Genomic DNA, 2,623 nt, shown 5'->3' with positions numbered 1-2,623 from the left:
AGCTCCCACAGTGATTTGCGGTGTGGTTATTCGATGAAGGTCACAACGCCATCTTTCAGCGACTTGACGCGCGCCAGCGATTCCACGCGATAGCCCTGAGAATCCAACTCGGCACGCCCACCCTGGAACGATTTCTCGATCACGATGCCCAGGCCGGCTACGGTCGCGCCAGCCTGCTTGATGATCGAGATCAGCGCCTGGGATGCCTTACCGTTGGCCAGAAAGTCATCGATGATCAGCACGCGGTCGCTGCTGGTCAGGTGGCGCGGGGAGATCGCCACGGTGCTTTCGGTCTGCTTGGTGAACGAGTAGACGGTCGCCGACAGCAGGTTTTCGGTCAGGGTCAGGGACTGGTGCTTGCGGGCGAAAATCACCGGTACACCGAGGTTCAGGCCGGTCATGATCGCCGGTGCAATGCCCGAGGCTTCGATGGTGACGATCTTGGTGATGCCCGAGTCCTTGAACAGCGAGGCGAACTCGTCGCCGATCAGCTTCATCAGGGCCGGGTCGATCTGGTGGTTCAGAAAGGCGTCGACTTTCAGGACCTGGTCGGAAAGCACGATGCCTTGTTCACGAATTTTCTGGTGCAGTGCTTCCATGAAGCTGTCCTCTGTTGGCGCCTTTTGCGCCGAAGGTGTCAATAAAAGTGTCAATTCTAGCGCTTTAACATCGCGCGTATATCCGCCAATGCGTTGTTTCCGCGCACGGCTTTGACTTCGGTCGGGGTATCGTCGTTGCCTTCCCAGGCGAGGTCGTCCGGTGGCAACTCATCGAGGAAGCGGCTCGGCGCGCAATCGATGATCTCGCCGTACTGCTTGCGCTTGGCAGCGAAGGTAAAGGCCAGGGTCTGGCGCGCGCGGGTGATGCCCACGTAGGCCAGGCGGCGTTCTTCTTCGATGGTATCGGCTTCGATACTGGAGCGGTGCGGGAGGATTTCCTCTTCCATGCCCATGATGAACACGTAGGGGAATTCCAGGCCCTTGGAGGCGTGCAAGGTCATCATCTGCACGCCTTCGGCGCCGTCTTCTTCTTCCTGCTGACGCTCGAGCATGTCGCGCAAGACCAGTTTGCCGATGGCGTCCTCGACGGTCATCTCGCCTTCTTCGTCCTTCTCCAGGGTGTTTTTCAACGCCTCGATCAGGAACCAGACGTTGCCCATGCGGTAGTCGGCGGCCTTGTCGCTGGAGCTGTTGGTGCGCAGCCAGTTCTCGTAGTCGATGTCCATGACCATGCTGCGCAGCGCCGAGATCGGATCTTCGCCGGCACACTGCTCGCGGACCCTGTCCATGAAGCGCTTGAAACGCGACAGGCGATCGGTGAAGCGGCTGTCCAGGTGCTCACCCAGGCCGATTTCGTCGGTGGCGGCGTACATCGAGATCTTGCGCTCGGTCGCATAGTTGCCGAGTTTTTCCAGGGTGGTCGAGCCGATCTCGCGGCGCGGCACGTTGATTACCCGCAGGAAGGCGTTGTCGTCGTCCGGGTTCACGATCAGGCGGAAGTAGGCCATCAGGTCCTTCACTTCCTGACGTCCGAAAAAGCTGTTGCCACCCGACAAACGATACGGCACCTGATGGTGCTGCAATTTCAGCTCGATCAACTTGGCCTGGTAGTTGCCGCGATAAAGGATCGCGAAATCGCTGTACGGACGGTCGGTGCGCAAGTGCAGGCTGAGGATTTCCATGGCCACGCGCTCGGCTTCGGCGTCCTCGTTGCGGCAGCGGATCACGCGGATCTCGTCGCCGTGGCCCATTTCACTCCACAGCTGCTTTTCAAATTCGTGCGGGTTGTTCGAAATCAGCACGTTGGCGCAGCGCAGGATGCGGCTGGTGGAGCGGTAGTTCTGCTCCAGCATCACCACTTTCAAGGACGGGTAGTCCTCCTTGAGCAGCATCAGGTTTTCCGGGCGAGCGCCGCGCCAGGCGTAGATCGACTGGTCGTCGTCGCCCACCACGGTGAACTGGTTGCGTTTGCCGATCAGCAACTTCACCAGCAGATACTGGCTGGCGTTGGTGTCCTGATATTCGTCCACCAGCAGGTAGCGGACCTTGTTCTGCCATTTTTCAAGAATGTCGGCGTGGTCCTGGAACAGCTTGACCGGCAGCAGGATCAGGTCGTCGAAGTCCACCGCGTTGAACGCCTTGAGCGTGCGCTGGTAGTGGGTGTAGACGATGGCAGCGGTCTGCTCTTTGGGGTTACGCGCGTTTTCCAGGGCCTGGGCCGGCAGGATCAGGTCGTTTTTCCAGGCGCCGATCATGTTCTTGATCTCGTCGACACCGTCGTCGCCCGAGTATTCCTTCTGCATGATGTCGGTCATCAGGGCTTTGACGTCGGTCTCGTCGAAGATCGAGAAACCGGGTTTGTAGCCCAGCCGCACGTGTTCCTTGCGGATGATGTTCAGGCCCAGGTTGTGGAAGGTGCAGACCGTCAGCCCGCGACCTTCACCGGCACGCAGCAGGGTGCCGACCCGTTCCTTCATCTCGCGGGCGGCCTTGTTGGTAAAGGTCATGGCGACGATGTACTGGGCGCGGATGCCGCAGTTCTGGATCAGGTGCGCGATTTTGCGCGTGATCACGCTGGTCTTGCCGGAGCCTGCACCGGCGAGCACCAAAAGAGGGCCGCCGAC

At 59.9% G+C, this 2,623-nt stretch carries 2 protein-coding genes; both read right to left on the bottom strand.

Features of this window, described 5'->3' with window-relative positions; all coding sequences use genetic code 11:
- Positions 1 to 26: 26 nt before the first annotated feature.
- Positions 27 to 599, bottom strand: a complete 573-nt coding sequence (locus D8U18_RS03350) for a xanthine phosphoribosyltransferase (protein ID WP_056854144.1) — start codon at positions 597 to 599, stop codon at positions 27 to 29.
- Positions 600 to 655: 56 nt separating this feature from the next.
- A partial coding sequence (gene rep, locus D8U18_RS03345; RefSeq protein WP_131107020.1) for a DNA helicase Rep occupies positions 656 to 2,623 on the bottom strand: 1,968 nt, incomplete at its 5' end.

It is taken from the genome of Pseudomonas sp. Sample_10, from assembly GCF_004321495.1.
GTDB lineage: Bacteria > Pseudomonadota > Gammaproteobacteria > Pseudomonadales > Pseudomonadaceae > Aquipseudomonas.
The sequence above is the reverse complement of the archived record's forward strand: the minus strand, read 5'-3'. Positions and strand labels throughout refer to the sequence as shown.

What these genes read in the sequence shown, in the direction of transcription:
- D8U18_RS03350 (WP_056854144.1), bottom strand. Translation starts at nt 599, where the DNA reads ATGGAAGCACTGCACCAGAAAATTCGTGAACAAGGCATCGTGCTTTCC.